The following is a 14,264-nucleotide window of genomic DNA, read 5'->3' as shown; positions in this document are numbered from 1 at the left end:
GAAGCACAGTGGCGTGAGCGCTAGCGTCGTTGGAATCAGCTTGTATGAGTCGAGTGTCCGGCCTGTCATCCGTATGAACCTGACATGCAATGCCATGGCCAGCCGGTAGAAATCAGAGCGGCGAGAATCGATGTTGGCTAGTTCGCGTCTGGAGAACGTGAAAAACGGTCGAGTTCGAATTCGCTGAGTTCGCGCGGCACCTGCCGGATTCCGAAATAAGCCGTTCGCCAGTGGTCCATCTCGCGTGCCCCAAGCACCCATCGTAGATTCGATTACCGCCCTGAGTAGGTATCTGCGCGTCCGGCAACGGTTGATCGGCATCCATTTCTTCAACCCGGTGCCCGTCATCAAGCGATGTATCGCCTCGTGACCGAGAGATCAGCCTGACCGTTTGACATGAGGGGCTCCTCGATGGAAGGCTAAGCATAGGGTTCGTGGCAAACCACTTCGATGTTGTGCCCGTCTGGATCAGTGACGAAAGCCGCATAGTCGTGCGCATGGTGGTGCCTGCACGAACCGGGCGCACCATTGTCCGAGGTGGTTCTGTCGTTTCCGTCGCCCAATGCGGGCGAGCGCGTACTGATGGAACGTATGAGAACACGCCGCTGCGCAGAGCAGCATGAACCACTATTAGCGCATCCGCATGAGCGATATTCCACTACGGCGGCTTGCTGGCGACTTCCGTCCGCCCTACTCTCGACCATAGCCGCCCTTCCAATAGTTGCCGGGTCGGCCATTTTCTGCGATCCATACACTGGCATGCCTTCCGATTGCGGAAGATGCCAGCCCTATCGGAGAAGACATGCACGACAACCTGATTCCGGTCATCGTAAGCCGGAAATGGCAGATTGCTGAGGGATACCATGCCGTTGAACTTCGACCAACGCATAAATCGGTGCTTCCGCCATTCGACGATGGGTCCCGCGTCACCCTCTGTCTGAATAGCGCAGGCGGCAAGGAAAGGATTTATCCTCTGCTCCGGTTCTCGTTCCTGTCCGATGGTTACGTGGTCGGCACGAGACAAGGAGGCGATGGCAGACCGAATAATTTGCGGTCCGATTTTCCGTTGAATGAACGAGACGAAGTATTTGTCGGCATCCCCGAAAGCCCGCCAACGATTGTGGACGAACGTGTGCGATCCATCCTCTTTGCTGGTGGGCTAGGCGCAGCACCGATCGCGGGAATCGCAAAGCGGCTTGCATCGACGGGGCAAAGGTTCGAGGTGCACAACTTCGCGCGATCGGCCGACCGCGCAGTTCTACGGGAAGAGCTTCACGCGCTGCGACGTCATGGTGAGGTCAATCATTATTTCGGCTTGTCCGACGATCTATTCGCGCAGAAGAGTTCTCACGCAATGAGTCCAACTCATGCCAACACCCAGATTTACTGCAGTGGTCCCCCGGCTTTCATGGATTGCATTGAGCGCCAGGCCCGCGAATGGGTGTACGCCGGGAACATTCATAAAATCGTGCTCGGTGACCATACCGCATAGCCTGCGGCGGAGCGACGGCACGCGTTGCCAATATGAACGGATCGCGCGAGACAACACGATGAGAAAAAGCGCGCAGGAGGCGCTCAAACAGAAGGAACGGCGACTGCGTCTCATCCTGCGGAGGTGAACAGCATCGAAACGCGTCGCACGGCCATGGCACGACGCGACTCGCGTGCCGTCGCTCCTTGCCGTCACTTCAGGCGTGAGCGTCCCCGCGAGAAGCGGCTACGTCAACTGGATGCGCCGGTTGCGCCCGGTTCACGGCGATCCACTCGCTCAGGATCTTCATCTTTGGCTGACCGGCAACACAGTCAGGATACGCAAGATAGTAGCGCGACCCTGTCTCGACAAAGGTATCGAACGGCATGACGAGGCGCCTGGCCGCCACGTCTTCGCTGACCAGCGTCCGGTCACTGATGGCCACTCCGAAGCCCTGCATGGCCGCGTTCGTCGCCAGGTCGAGTGTGTCGAAACTCGGCCCAAGGTTCGCATCGACCCCTGATGCGCCGGCATGACCGAGCCATAACTTCCAGTCCCGATGGTCGCGCGTCGGATGCAGTAGAGTGAATTGAGCAAGATCGTCAACGCATTCGAGCGGCGTTTTGCCCAGCAGTTCAGGAGCGCAGACGGGTGTGATCTGCTCGTCGAAGAGCGGTACGGCATGAACATCCGCACCGGGCGATGAACCATAGATGATGGCAGCATCGAACGGCTCGGCCTGGAAGTCGACGTCATGTTGCCAGGTCGTCGTGATCTGAAGCTGAAGGTCGGGATGTTCGAGCTGAAAACGCATGATCCTGGGCAGCATCCATCGCATGACACACGTCGGCACCTTTAATGCGACATCCGTGCGCTGGCGTGTGAGTCGCAGCGACACTTCCTCGATGCGCCCAAAGCTCTCCCTGACCGTCGGCAACAGCATCTCACCTTCAGCCGTCAGCGTGAGTCCTTTCGGGCCACGGATGAACAGCGGAAACTGGTAATAGTCCTCCAGCGCGAGAATCTGGCGGCTGACGGCCCCTTGCGTCAGGTATAGATACTCGGCCGCACGCGTGAAACTGCCGTGTCGAGCCACCATTTCGAAAACCTGGAGTGCGTGTAATGGAGGAAGTCGTCTCATGGATGCAGCCGTCCCGTACGAAGGGGCCTCTAATGCAGGATCTTGCCCAGAAAATCTCTAGCCCGCTCGGACCTGGGATTCGCGAAAAACGCTTCCTTCAGGTCATCTTCGACAATGCGTCCGTGATCCATGAATATCACACGGTGCGCGACCTTCCGGGCAAAGCCCATTTCGTGCGTCACACACATCATCGTCATGCCTTCCTGTGCGAGTTCGACCATCACGTCGAGCACCTCGTTGATCATCTCCGGATCGAGCGCCGAGGTTGGCTCGTCGAACAGCATCGCGATCGGGTCCATCGACAGCGCGCGGGCGATCGCGACGCGCTGCTGCTGGCCGCCGGAAAGCTGACCGGGATACTTGTCGGCGTGGGCACGCAGGCCGACCCGGTGTAGCAGCCGCAGCGCCTTGTCCGCAGCCTCGTCCCTCCGCCGCCCGAGCACCTTCACCTGCGCGAGCGTCAGGTTGTCTGTGATCGACATATGCGGGAACAGTTCGAAATGCTGAAATACCATGCCGACCTTAGAGCGTAGTTTCGACAGATTCGTTTTTGCGTCACCGACCGACTCACCGTTGATCGTGATCTCGCCGCCCTCGAACGGCTCGAGTCCATTGACGGTCTTGATCAGCGTCGACTTGCCCGAGCCCGACGGACCGCATACCACCACCACTTCGCCTTTCTTCACTTCGGCGCTGCAATCGGCAAGCACCTGGAACTGACCGTACCATTTCGATACGTTGCTGATGGAAATCATATTGAAACCTGTCTCTCGTGATGTCGTGCTGCCGCCATATCCGTTCACTCCGGCGATGCCGGCTTGCATCTTCGTGGCGCCCAGGAAGTGAAAAAGATTCAGTGCGCGGTGCGTGCCGCGATCAGCCGGCAGGCATGGGCCGGCATTTCCGCCAGCACCCGCGCGCCGACCGCAAGGGAAGGCGTCTCGCGCGGCGTCGTAGCCGCTGTCAGCATGAAGCCGTCGCAGTCGATGGTGGCTTCGATCGAAGCTCCGACGTCGCGCACGAATGTGACCTTGCCGGCAAGAACGTTCGGTCCCGGCGTCGCGTCGATGGGCCGCACGCACACGTCCTCCGGCCGGATCAGCAGACGGATATCGCCCGCTGTGCGCGCCACGCGGGAAGCGGCATGCACGACGATCGTCCGGCCGCCCGGCAAGCCGATTCTGTCCTCGCCATCGAAAGTCACAGGCAGGATGTTGCCGAGCCCGATGAAGTCCGCCACGAACTCGCTCACGGGATCGCGGTAGATATCGAGCGGCCGGCCGACCTGGGCGATGCGACCTTTCTCCATCACTACGATCTCGTCTGCCATCGTCATAGCTTCGCGCTGATCGTGCGTGACCATGATCGTCGTAATGCCCAGGCGCTGCTGCAGCATCCGGATCTCCACCTGCATGGCTTCGCGGAGCTTCGCGTCGAGCGCCGAGAGCGGCTCGTCGAGCAGCAGCAATTTCGGCGATGACGCAATGGCGCGTGCAATCGCGACGCGCTGACGCTGTCCACCCGAGAGCTGGGTAACGGGCCGGTTGGCCATATGCGGCAACTGGATCAGTTCGAGCAGTTCGCCAACGCGTCTTGCCTGAGCGCCACGCTCGACACGGCGCAACCGCAACGGATACGCGACGTTTTCCGCGACGCTCATGTGCGGGAACAACGCAAGCGACTGGAACACCATACCGAAATCGCGCCGGTTCGCCGGCACATGGGTGAGGTCGCGGCCCGCAAACATCACCGAGCCTGAAGTCGGCGTTTCGAGCCCGGCAATCATTCGCAGCAACGTCGTCTTGCCGCAACCGGATGGCCCGAGAAAGCAGACAAGTTTTCCGTCCGGCACGCTCAGATCGACATGATCGACGGCGAACGTGTTGTGAAAGCGCTTGGTGACGGCCTGAAGTGTCAGATGAGTCATGAGCATTCCTTATCCCTGTGATCCTGTGCCGGCGAAGATCAGAGCGCCACGCCTTCGTCGCCGACGAGCTTTTCGAGCAGCCAGATCAGGCCAAAGTCGATCATCACAATGACCACCGCGAACGAAAACACCGTGGGGTCCAGCGACGAGACCGTGCGGCTGTAGAGCCAGACGGGCAGCGTCATCGTGTTGATGCTGTAGAGAAAAAACGTCACCGTGAACTCGTTGAACGAGATGATGAACGCGAACAGCATCCCGGCGAGGATGCCCGGGCGCATGAGGGGCAGCACGACATCGAAGAGCGCGCGATGCGGGCTTGCGCCCATCACGCAAGCGGCTTCTTCGAACTCCGGGCCGACGGACGCGACGGACGCCGCGCAGTTCTTTACCGTGAACGGCAGCGCGAGAATCACGTGCGCGATGACGAGCCGCAACACGCCGAGTTCCACCGGCAACGCATTGAAGACGAGCAGCAGCGAAAGCCCGAGCATGACGAGCGGATAGACGAGCGGCAGCGCAACCAGTTGCTCGATGATCGCCTTGCCCCGGAAACGGTACCGCGAGAGGGCGTACGCGGCCGGCACGGATATCGCGGTGGCGATCAGCATCGTCGCGATGGCGACCACAAGGCTCGTCGTCAGCGCGGCGCCCATCGACAGTACGTCGCCCGCATCGGGCGACACGAACGCATGCCATGCTGCGCGGTACCAGTGCAGACCGAAGCTCTGAGGTGGAAATTCGAGCGTGTCCGAATTACCGAACGACATCGTAATCATCGTCAGGATCGGCAGCGCGGCGAGAAAGAGCACGACTGTGGCGAGCAGTCCTGTCAGCCGGCCGAGCCGGCCGGGCATGGCCGCGGGAATACGCAAGGTGCTCATGAGCGGGACTCCCGGTGACGTTGCAGCGTGCGCACGAGCCGTTGCGAGATGGCCATCACGGCGAGTGTCGCCACCATCAGCACGACACCCGATGCGGATGCGGCGGGCCAGTTCAGCAACGGCGCCACCTGGTCGTGCACCAGTACGGCGAGCATCGGCACGCGCCGCCCGCCGAGCAGAAGCGGCACCGCAAATGCACTCGCGTTGTAGGCGAACACGAGCAGCGCGCCAGACACGAGCCCCGGCATGGCCAGCGGCAGCACCACGTGACGCATCGTCTGCCAGCGAGTCGCGCCAAGTGTGGCGGCCGCCTCTTCATACGAGTGCGATATCGCGCGCATCGCGCTCGAAATCGGCAGCACGGCGAGCGGAAACGCCGTCTGGATCAGGCCGAGCAGCACGCCGTTCTCGCGATACAGCCACTGCAACGGCCGCCGGATGACGCCTGCCGCGAGTAGCGCATGATTGACGAGCCCTGCGGGTCCGAGCATCACGAGCCATCCATAGCCTTGCAGCAGCAGGTTGACCAGCAGCGGCAACAGCACGCCGGCAAGCAAAAGCCGCCGCGCGACGCGCGATTGCGTGCGCGCCAGCGCGAGCGCCACGGGAATCGCGAGCGCGACCGCACAGACCATGCTCTGCAATGCGAGCCGCAGCGTCAGCCACAGGGAATGCAGGAAGTACTCATCGCCAAGGTCCACATAGTTTTGCAGCGTGAACGCATGCCACTCATTGCCAGGCACGCCGAAGCTCATGCGCAGCACCGCGATGGCGGCCGCGACCAGCACCATGAGAAACGCGAAGATCGGTGCGAGCAGCAAACACGGCGACACGCGGGGCAGCGCCGGAGGAACACGGCGCTGCCCCGCGGCCTCGTCGGCGGATGCCGCCTGCCCGGTGCGGCGTGATGAGAGCGCAGGCATCTCCATCACGCCGCAAAGAGCGCGGTATAGCGCTTGATCCATGCAGGCTGGACGGCGGCCAGCGTCTTGTCGTCATGCAATATTGCCTTCTCGGCGATCTGCTGCGGCGACGGCACGAACGCGCGACTCTGAGCCGGGATGACGGCCTTCCCGTTGACGGGACCGTTGAGCACGTCTGCGGCCATGCGCCCCTGGACGGTCGCGTCGAGCGAATGGTTGATGAACGCATGAATCAGATCGAGATCGCCGGGATGCGCTTTCGGAATCACGGTGAACATCAACTGCGTCGCGAAGCCCTCTTTCATTCCGTAGGTCACGCCCATCCGATATTCCGGTTTGCGAATCTGGTCGGGGAAGAATGCCGGGGCATAGATGCCGCCGATGTCGAGCGAACCCGTACGGAACAGATCGGCGACCTGGTTCGGGTTTTCTCCAAGCGTCAGCACGCGCTCCTTCAACTGCGCGAGCCGCGCGAATCCTGGCTCGATGTTCTGCTGCGAGCCACCTGCCATCTTCGCCGCGATGATCGCGAGATCGACAGCCTCGGCCCATTCCGGCGGCGGCAGGAACAGCCGGCCCGCGTACTTCGGGTCCCACAGCGCCTCATAGCTTGCGGGCGGCGTCTTCACCGTCGATGTGTTGTAGATCAGGCCGTCCGACCAGAGCAGATAGCCGACGCCAAAGCCATTGGCGCCCGTCCGGTACTGAGGGGCGACGTCCTTCAGGTTGGGAAGCTTGTCCAGGTCCGGTTTCATCAGCAGGCCCGCGTCCGCGAGACCCGACGCACCGACACCCGCTAGCGTGATCACATCGTACGTGGGCCGCTCGCCGGCAGCCTTCACCTTCGCAACCATGCCGGAGGTGCCGTCCGCGCGGTCAGCGACGACCTGGGCACCCGTCTTCTGGCTAAACGTGTTGGCGATGTTGCGCAGCGCCGCCGCGCCCGTATCGTCGGACCACGTCAGGAGCCGCAGCGTCTTGCCCGCGAAGCTCTTCTCCTGTGCCCTGGCAGTACTGATGAATGGCATGGGCAGTGCCGATGCCGCCAGCGCCGCGCCAATGGTCTTGATGGCCTGCCTTCTGCCCCGTTTGATGTCTTGCATGGTCGTCTCCAGTTTCAGTCGCGTGGCCGCGTGTCGGCGTGGTGGGTGAATCAACTGTAGGTTCGTCAAAAACGCGCAACAAACGAAATCTCTGCATGCGCGTCATGACGTGAACTCATGGGCCGCCGATGCGCTGCGCGGCAGGCGTATTTTCATTTGGCATCAGGATCTGCTTGATTTCCTGGAAGGCAGCGAGGCCGAACGGACCGAGTTCACGGCCGATGCTGCTGCGCTTGTAGCCACCCCACGAGGTCTGCGGAAAGATCAGCTGCGGTGCATTGATCCACACGACGCCCGCTTCCAGTTCGCGGGCGACTCTGCTGCCGCGCGCGGCGTCCTCCGTGACGACTGTAGCAACGAGGCCGAAGTCGGTGTCGTTGGCGACCCGGACTGCCTCTTCCTCTGTATCGAAACTGCGCACGCAAAGTACGGGACCGAAGATCTCTTCGCGCCACAACACGCTGTCGGACGGGATATCGACAAACAATGTCGGTTTCACGAAGTATCCTGGCCCGGCCGGCGCAGAGCCCTCGATCACCAGACGTGCGCCGGCGGCCTTGCCCTGTGCGATGAACCGCTGCACGCGTTCATACTGGACGCGGTTGGTGAGCGGCCCCATCTGTACTCCGGCCGCGAAAGGATCGCCCACCACGGTATGCGTGACGCGATGCGCCAGACGTGCGACAAGCTCGTCGGCGACGTGCCGCTCGACCAGTACCCGCGAGGTGGCGGAGCACATCTGGCCTGCGTTGAAGAATCCGCCCGCCGCGACCAGATCGGCGGCCAGTTCGAGGTCCGCGTCCGCGAATACGATAATGGCCGACTTGCCGCCCAGCTCGAGCCCCACACCCTTGATGGTGTCCGCCGCCGTCTTCATAACGTGCGCGCCCGCCGCGGTGCTGCCCGTGAACGACACCTTCGCGACGAGTGGATGCGCAACAAGCGGAGCGCCAACGTCAGCGCCTGTGCCTGTGAGAACGTTCACCACGCCGCGCGGCACACCGGCTTGCGCCACGATGGCAGCGAGCTCGAGTTCGGGCAGCGGCGTTATTTCCGAAGGCTTGAGCACGACGGTGCACCCGGCCGCAAGCGCAGGCGCAAGCTTCCAGGCCGTGGTGACCATCGGGAAATTCCATGGCACGATCAGCGCAACGACGCCGGCCGGCTCGCGGCTGATCTGCGCCTGATAGTCGCTGCTCGGGATCGCCACGCTGGATGCGCCCGTCCGATCGATGCTGTCGGCCAGGTCCGCGTAGTAGTCGAAGGTGGCAATGACATCGTCGACATCGGTCTGCGCTTCGGCCAGCGGCTTGCCGTTATTGAGCGACTGGAGCGCAGCCAGATGTGCGCGGCGCGCCTCGACACCGCGCGCGATAGCACGGAGAAAAGCGGCGCGCGCGGCACCCGTCGTATTCTTCCAGCTGCGCAGCGCTTGGGCCGCGGCCTGCACCGCACAGTCGACGTCAGCGGCATCGGCCGCCGCGACCTCCGCAATCTTCTGCTCCGTCGACGGGTTGACGACGCCCAGACGGCGTCCCGCTTCTGCTGCACGCCAGCAGCCATCGATGTACAGTTCGGTGCGCAACGGGATGCCTGACGGGAGGAGGTTTTCCGGTTTCATGCGGGCACCCGTGCGAACCATTCGGCTTCGTCGATCTCGATCACCGTCGGGATGTCCCGCCGCATCGCATGACGCAGTTGCGCCGCAAGGGCATGCGGAGTGCCGGCCCGGCAGGCTGCGCATCCGAAACCGCGCGCCAGTGCCATAAAGTCCGGAGTGTGAATGTCGACGCCGACAGGAGCAATCCCGCGTGCCGTCATGTATTTGCGGATCTCACCGTAACCGAAGTTGTTCCACAGCAGCACAATCGCGGGAACCCGGGCTTCGACGGCGCTCGCAAGCTCAGACAAGGTGAACTGCAAACCGCCGTCGCCAATCAGACAGACGACCGGCCGCTCGGGCGCTGCGAGCTTCGCGCCGATTGCAGCGGGCAGTCCGTAGCCGAGCGTGCCATAACCCGTTGACGAATTGAACCAGGAACGCGGGGCCTGAGCGTCGTACGCGAAGTTGCCCGCATAGACGGGACTCGTCGAGTCACCTGCAATGATCGCATCCGGCAGCGTGGCGACAATCGTGTCGACCAGATGCATCTGTGAGCGCGTCGGCCCGTCGTAGCCGGCCATCAGCGCCTCGCGTACGGCCGCAACACGCGGAGCGCCCCAGTCGGACTGCGGCGCGTGCGCGGCGCATTCGTGCAGTCGCGTCGAGAGGCTGCCGAGCGCGTGCCGTGCATCGCCGGCGATGGCCACATCCGGGCGCAGGTTGCGCATCAGCTGCTGACCATCGATATCGATGCGGATCAGCAGGCCCTCGATTACAAAGCCGCCGTCGAACATCACGTCATAATCGGTTTCCCCCAGCTCGGTCCCGACCGCGAGCACGACATCCGCTTCGCGAACCATTGCCCGCGTTGGCGCCAACGACTGTGTCGAGCCGATGAGGAGCGGATGACCAGCAGGCAGAAGACCCTTCGCATTGATGGTCAGTGCGACGGGCGCCTGCAGGCGTTCGGCGAGTTCGCGCAGCTCCACGGGGGCATCCGACGCTCCGCCGCCGGCGAGGATCAATGGCCGTCGCGCCCCGGCGAGCAGGTCTGCAGCCGCAGCCAGGGCATTCGGGCAGGCAGCAGGCTTTGCGGGCAGCGCTGTCGGCGTGAGATTCATGCCACCCGCTGGCGCCACGATCACGTCGAGCGGAATCTCGATGTGCACCGGTCGCGGTCGCGCACTGCCAAAAACCGCGAATGCGCGGGCCAGCACCTGCGGCAGTTCCGCGGCATCAAGCAGCGTGTGCGAGAACGCGGTGAACCCGCTGAACACACCCTGCTGCGATGGCAATTCGTGCAGACGTCCGTCCCCTGTGCCCAGTCGGCGTCGCGCGTTCACACTTGAGATAACGAGCATTGGAATGGAGTCCGCAAAAGCCTGCGCCATCGCGGTCGCCACGTTGGTCATGCCAGGCCCGGTGATGACGAAACAGACCCCCGGCTTGCCGGTCACACGTGCATATCCGTCCGCCATGAAGCCCGCGCCCTGTTCGTGGCGCGGCGTAATGTGCCGGATCGTCGATGCGCAGAGTCCCCGATAGAGTTCGACCGTATGTACGCCCGGGATACCGAACACGTACTGGACACCGAATCCCTCCAGCAAAGCGACGAGCGCTTCGCCACATGTGACATTCGTCGCAGGCCGCACGGGCGGCCTTGTTGCAGCTTCATCGAAGTGGGCAATAATTTCGGGAAAGTTCATCGCCTGTCACGTTCCTCGTTGGTACCGCTCGAAACGGATACGGTAGGTGTCACCTGTGAAGACACTGCGTGGTCCAAATCATTGTTGAGGTTCGTGCGACTTCGAACAATCGATAAGTTTTCATGGCGCGCATGACCGTCGCGCATGACCACAGGAAAACCCTCATGCTGTCCACGTGACCTGAAGACAGCGCAAAACTTCATCCGAATACTGACGGCGGGATTCCGAACACGCGCACGCCGCTGGCGCAGTGCGATTCGACGAAGTTGGATCAACGGGTGTGCGGGGCAGCGGCGCGGATATGTGGGGCGTAAGCGGCAGCGCCGGGGGTTTCTCCGCGCCCCTGTCGACGCACCTTCTACGATTAGCCGATAGCCGATCATGCAGAATGAGCGGCAGGCTCGCGCCGCGATCGAAGGCGCGATCATCGTGTCGTCGCGAGCTGACGCAACGCGGCGCCTGCTTGTGCCGCTTGTTTTGCGCCAGATTGCGGGCCATCGACTCTCTATTCAGTCGCCCTTCGTAGTGTGAATTCGATGCGACGACAACTTACCTATTTCTATATGAAATCCTAACGAATATTGATACTTTGATTTATGTAAAGTCATGGCGCAAAGAGAAATGCCAAATGCCAGACGCCAAGAGGAAGCGTACCGGATCTATATAGGCCCGCTGTTACGCGAAATGCTGGCCGCAGGTCGAGTGCCAACACGCTAGCGCTTTCCGCGCCGCTACTACATCGGAGTGTTGACAGGCTTATACGGTCTACGGTATCGCGGCGCCACGGACGGGAGAAACCGGCGGCGTTGCCCGTCGGTCAGCAGTTGTCGACCCAGTAACAGCCGTTCGGCTTGACGGGAAGTCAACGGTTGCTTGCGCCGGTGTACAGGACGCTGGAATGCAAGTCGCAAATGCGGCTATCCAGTACGTCGCCAGCCACGATCGACAGCTGCAGGCGCTCACGGCTCAATATTCGATGTCACGAGCCGTCCGCCGCCCCTGCTGCCTAATCTACGCACTTGTGCTGCCAGCACGGCGCGTTGCTTGCATTGTCGGCGGTGCAAAATTTCTGCTCGATGTGTCACGCTCTTTGACGCGTGGCGACAGACGTCGAGCCGCACGCATATTCGCGATCCCGAGCGCACCGATGGGGATGATGTACCGGCACCGATCGCCCTCATCGCTTCGATTTACACGTCGATGCGCGGCCAGCGCCGCGCATCATGCCTTTAGCGAAGGTTCTCGAAGATGGCGGCAATGCCCTGGCCGCCGCCGATGCACATCGTGACAAGCGCATACCGTCCATTGATGCGCTGCAGTTCGTGCAGCGCCTTGACGGTAATGAGCGCGCCTGTCGCACCGATCGGATGGCCGAGCGAGATGCCCGAACCGTTCGGGTTCACCTTCGAGGGATCGAGTCCTAACTCTTGCGTGACGGCGCACGCCTGGGCCGCGAACGCCTCGTTCGCTTCGATCACGTCGAGATCGCCGATGGAGAGACCTGCGCGTTGCAGCGCGAGACGCGTCGCCGGCACGGGGCCGATACCCATGTACTGCGGATCGACGCCAGCGTGCGCATAGGCGACAAGCCGAGCCATCGGTGCGATACCGCGCTGCGTGGCCGCATCGCGCGACATCAGCAGGACAGCGGCGGCCGCATCGTTGATACCCGATGCGTTGCCGGCCGTCACCGTCCCGTTCTCCTTCGCGAAGACGGGCTTCAGCTTCGTGAAGTCGTCGGACGTTGCGTCGTTGCGCACGTGCTCGTCGGTATCGAACGCGACCTCGCGGCCCTTGACCGTGCGCGTCATCGGCATGATTTGGCTCTTGAAGCGCCCTTCGACAATCGCGCGTTCGGCGCGGCGATGCGATTCGAGCGCCAGTGCGTCCTGCTGTTCGCGCGAAATGCCGAACTTGCGCGCGACGTTTTCCGCCGTCACGCCCATCGGCACCCCCTGGAATGGATCGTTCAGCGCACCGAGCATCATGTCGATCAGACGCGAGTCGCCCATGCGTGAGCCGAAACGCGCGTCGGTCGAGATGTACGGCGCGCGGCTCATGTTCTCCGCGCCGCCGCCGATTGCGACGTCCGCATCGCCGAGCATGATGGTCTGCGCCGCGGACACGATCGCCTGCAGGCCCGAACCGCACAGACGATTGACGTTGAACGTTGGCGTCGAGTCGGGGATGCCGGCATCGATGGCCGCGACGCGCGACAGGTACAGGTCCTTCGGCTCGGTGGCGATCACGTTGCCGAACACGACATGGCCGACATCCTTTGCATCGACGTGGTTCCGTGCGAGCACTTCGCGCACGACGGCCGTGCCCAGTTCGGTCGGCGCGAAATCCTTCAGGCTGCCACCGAACTTGCCGATCGCTGTACGCACGCCGCCTACGACCACCACTTCCCTGCTCATAGTTTTTTCTCCAAAGTTGACGCGTCTTGTCGAACGGGCGCGGTTGCGCCCGTCGGAGACTCACATGTTCGGATAGTTCGGCCCGCCGCCGCCTTCCGGCGTGACCCACACGATGTTCTGCGTCGGGTCCTTGATGTCGCACGTCTTGCAGTGCACGCAGTTCTGCGCGTTGATTTGCAGGCGGTCTTCGTTTTCGTCCGTTTTCACGAACTCGTAGACACCTGCCGGGCAAAAGCGTGCTTCCGGGCCTGCGTATGTTTGCAAATTGACCTTGATGGGAACGCCAGCATCCTTGAGCGTCAGGTGCGCGGGCTGGTTCTCTTCGTGATTCGTGTTCGAGATGAACACCGACGAGAGCCGGTCGAATGTGAGCTTGCCATCAGGTTTCGGATAGTCGATCGGCTTGCACTGCGAAGCCGGCTTCAGCATCTCGTGATCCCAGTGCTGGTGATGCAGCGTCCACGGCACGTTGCCGCCCAGCAGCTTCTGCTCGATGCCGACCATCAGCGTGCCCAGGTACAGGCCCTTGCTCATCCACTGCTTGAAGTTGCGTGCACGGTACAGCTCGGTGTGCAGCCATGAGGTCTTGAACGACTCGGGATACGCGGCGAGTTCATCCGACTGACGGCCGGCCTGGACCGCATCGAACGCGGCGTCGGCGGCCAGCATCCCCGTTTTGATCGCCGCGTGCGAGCCCTTGATCCGCGACGCGTTCAGAAAGCCCGCGTCATCGCCGACGAGCGCGCCGCCCGGAAACACGAGCCTCGGCAGCGACATCAGCCCGCCCGCCGTGATCGCGCGTGCGCCGTACGACACACGCTTGCCGCCTTCGAGGAACTTGCGGATTTCCGGGTGCGTCTTGTAGCGCTGGAATTCCTCGAACGGCGACAGGTACGGGTTCGAATAGCCGAGGCCGACCACGAAGCCCACCATCACCTGGTTGTTGTCGGTGTGATAGAGGAACGAGCCGCCGTAGGTGTGCTTGTCGAGCGGCCAGCCGGCCGTGTGAATCACCAGCCCCGGCTTGTGCTTCGCCGGATCGATTTCCCACAGTTCCTTGATGCCGATGCCGTAGACCTGCGGATCGGCGCC

At 62.4% G+C, this 14,264-nt stretch carries 11 protein-coding genes and 1 pseudogene; 1 reads left to right on the top strand and 11 read right to left on the bottom strand.

Going from position 1 to position 14,264, the window contains the following annotated elements; genetic code table 11:
• Positions 1–21 precede the first annotated feature (21 nt).
• A pseudogene (locus BMW76_RS33075) lies at positions 22–239 on the bottom strand (DUF4158 domain-containing protein); the annotation flags it as partial.
• Between the two features lie 563 nt (positions 240–802).
• Here BMW76_RS33075 and BMW76_RS33070 point away from each other — a divergent pair.
• Positions 803–1,492, top strand: a complete 690-nt coding sequence (locus BMW76_RS33070) for a ferredoxin reductase domain-containing protein (RefSeq protein ID WP_090872932.1) — start codon at positions 803–805, stop codon at positions 1,490–1,492.
• Between the two features lie 196 nt (positions 1,493–1,688).
• Here BMW76_RS33070 and BMW76_RS33065 read toward each other — a convergent pair whose 3' ends face one another.
• The 10 genes from BMW76_RS33065 to BMW76_RS33020 all read right to left on the bottom strand — a co-directional run.
• Complete coding sequence (locus tag BMW76_RS33065) at positions 1,689–2,612, bottom strand: LysR substrate-binding domain-containing protein (protein ID WP_090872930.1); 924 nt, start codon at positions 2,610–2,612, stop codon at positions 1,689–1,691.
• Positions 2,613–2,641: 29 nt separating this feature from the next.
• Entirely contained in the window at positions 2,642–3,367 is a 726-nt protein-coding gene (locus tag BMW76_RS33060; RefSeq protein ID WP_090872928.1) for an amino acid ABC transporter ATP-binding protein, read from the bottom strand.
• Between the two features lie 98 nt (positions 3,368–3,465).
• Entirely contained in the window at positions 3,466–4,539 is a 1,074-nt protein-coding gene (locus tag BMW76_RS33055; protein ID WP_090872927.1) for an ABC transporter ATP-binding protein, read from the bottom strand.
• A gap of 38 nt (positions 4,540–4,577) precedes the next feature.
• The gene (locus BMW76_RS33050; protein ID WP_090872925.1) at positions 4,578–5,420 is read right to left on the bottom strand and encodes an ABC transporter permease; all 843 of its coding nucleotides are present in this window, start codon (positions 5,418–5,420) and stop codon (positions 4,578–4,580) included.
• Positions 5,417–6,343, bottom strand: coding sequence for an ABC transporter permease (locus BMW76_RS33045; protein WP_090873014.1), 927 nt, complete (start codon positions 6,341–6,343; stop codon positions 5,417–5,419). Before BMW76_RS33045 ends, BMW76_RS33050 begins: the two co-directional genes overlap by 4 nt.
• Before the next feature lie 5 nt (positions 6,344–6,348).
• On the bottom strand, positions 6,349–7,446 hold the full coding sequence (locus BMW76_RS33040) for an ABC transporter substrate-binding protein (protein WP_090872923.1): 1,098 nt from the start codon (positions 7,444–7,446) through the stop codon (positions 6,349–6,351).
• A 115-nt stretch (positions 7,447–7,561) separates the two neighbouring features.
• Positions 7,562–9,067 (bottom strand): aldehyde dehydrogenase family protein, encoded by a 1,506-nt coding sequence (locus BMW76_RS33035; protein WP_090873012.1) that lies wholly within the window; start codon positions 9,065–9,067, stop codon positions 7,562–7,564.
• Positions 9,064–10,755 carry a 5-guanidino-2-oxopentanoate decarboxylase gene (locus BMW76_RS33030; protein WP_090872921.1) on the bottom strand — a complete coding sequence of 564 codons (1,692 nt, stop codon included), beginning with the start codon at positions 10,753–10,755 and terminating at the stop codon, positions 9,064–9,066. Before BMW76_RS33030 ends, BMW76_RS33035 begins: the two co-directional genes overlap by 4 nt.
• A 1,229-nt stretch (positions 10,756–11,984) precedes the next feature.
• Positions 11,985–13,172, bottom strand: coding sequence for a beta-ketothiolase BktB (bktB, locus tag BMW76_RS33025; protein ID WP_090872919.1), 1,188 nt, complete (start codon positions 13,170–13,172; stop codon positions 11,985–11,987).
• Positions 13,173–13,232: 60 nt separating this feature from the next.
• Positions 13,233–14,264 (bottom strand): electron transfer flavoprotein-ubiquinone oxidoreductase (locus tag BMW76_RS33020; protein ID WP_143062382.1); only part of this gene is annotated, 1,032 nt, incomplete at its 5' end.

It is taken from the genome of Paraburkholderia diazotrophica (assembly GCF_900108945.1).
Lineage (GTDB): Bacteria > Pseudomonadota > Gammaproteobacteria > Burkholderiales > Burkholderiaceae > Paraburkholderia > Paraburkholderia diazotrophica.
Note: the sequence above shows the minus strand (reverse complement) of the source record. Positions and strands in the feature narration are given on the sequence as shown.

Excerpts from the sequence above, each read along its gene's own strand:
- BMW76_RS33070 (WP_090872932.1), top strand. The coding sequence starts at position 803 with ATGCACGACAACCTGATTCCGGTCATCGTAAGCCGGAAATGGCAGATT.
- BMW76_RS33065 (WP_090872930.1), bottom strand. The coding sequence starts at position 2,612 with ATGAGACGACTTCCTCCATTACACGCACTCCAGGTTTTCGAAATGGTG.
- BMW76_RS33060 (WP_090872928.1), bottom strand. The coding sequence starts at position 3,367 with ATGATTTCCATCAGCAACGTATCGAAATGGTACGGTCAGTTCCAGGTG.
- BMW76_RS33055 (WP_090872927.1), bottom strand. The coding sequence starts at position 4,539 with ATGACTCATCTGACACTTCAGGCCGTCACCAAGCGCTTTCACAACACG.
- BMW76_RS33050 (WP_090872925.1), bottom strand. The coding sequence starts at position 5,420 with ATGAGCACCTTGCGTATTCCCGCGGCCATGCCCGGCCGGCTCGGCCGG.
- BMW76_RS33045 (WP_090873014.1), bottom strand. The coding sequence starts at position 6,343 with ATGCCTGCGCTCTCATCACGCCGCACCGGGCAGGCGGCATCCGCCGAC.
- BMW76_RS33040 (WP_090872923.1), bottom strand. The coding sequence starts at position 7,446 with ATGCAAGACATCAAACGGGGCAGAAGGCAGGCCATCAAGACCATTGGC.
- BMW76_RS33035 (WP_090873012.1), bottom strand. The coding sequence starts at position 9,067 with ATGAAACCGGAAAACCTCCTCCCGTCAGGCATCCCGTTGCGCACCGAA.
- BMW76_RS33030 (WP_090872921.1), bottom strand. The coding sequence starts at position 10,755 with ATGAACTTTCCCGAAATTATTGCCCACTTCGATGAAGCTGCAACAAGG.
- bktB (WP_090872919.1), bottom strand. The coding sequence starts at position 13,172 with ATGAGCAGGGAAGTGGTGGTCGTAGGCGGCGTGCGTACAGCGATCGGC.